Genomic DNA, 782 nt, shown 5'->3' on the forward strand with positions numbered 1-782 from the left:
CGCGGACGTCAGTCCCGTCCCACTCCGATATCCGCCCCAGGCGTCAAATTGAGATGTGGTGAGGGCTCCGTCGAGCTTAATTCTGCCTACTGCACTCCCGAGCCCATCATGCAAAATACGGTCGCTGCCAGTAGCAACCACCAGTCCAGCAGCGCGCTGGTATATTAGTGGCTCCATGCTTGGCAACTGCTCCTCAATCAATGCGCCTCCGCTCCACAAGTACGTGGTGACGCTCTCGCCATTGAATCGAGAACGCCTTAGTCCTGCATAATCATACGAGTACGTGAGCTTTCGTTGTTGTTCGCCGTCCGCTAGATCCACTTCAACAAGTCGGTCAGCCGCATCGAAATACATCCAACGCGTGAATGCCCCCCGCACTTCACGCACTACGCGACCTGCACGGTTTGTTGAATAGCTCGCAACGATAATTTCTGCAGGATCATTGCTAGGCAGTGGATTCAAGACTTTTTTTCGAATCTCGCGTAGGGCGCCAGGCGAATCAGGGGTGTCGTAGTGGTATGTTAGATGATCCTGCGGTTGCGCTACCGCCTCGAAGGCCCCTTTCCCCAGGGGGCCTGCATAGGCATAGTCGGTCTTCTCAGCAAGCCGTGATCCATCATTCGATAGACTATAGATGACCGACTTTCCGTCTGGGTAGCGCACCCCCGTCAAGCGGTCAGCAGCATCGTACCCGTATCGCGTCGTCTCGACCGTTTCTGCCCCTTGTCTGTCCACAATCTCGGAGAGCCTGTTGTCGCGCCCATCGTATTCATAGCTAAAGC

1 protein-coding gene is annotated in these 782 nt (G+C 55.4%); it reads right to left on the reverse strand.

The features are described 5' to 3' along the window. The coding region (locus G4D87_RS38315) for an RHS repeat domain-containing protein (protein WP_163787657.1) at positions 1–782 on the reverse strand (782 nt) is incomplete at both ends.

Origin of the sequence: Myxococcus vastator, from assembly GCF_010894475.1 — a bacterium.
Lineage (GTDB): Bacteria > Myxococcota > Myxococcia > Myxococcales > Myxococcaceae > Myxococcus > Myxococcus vastator.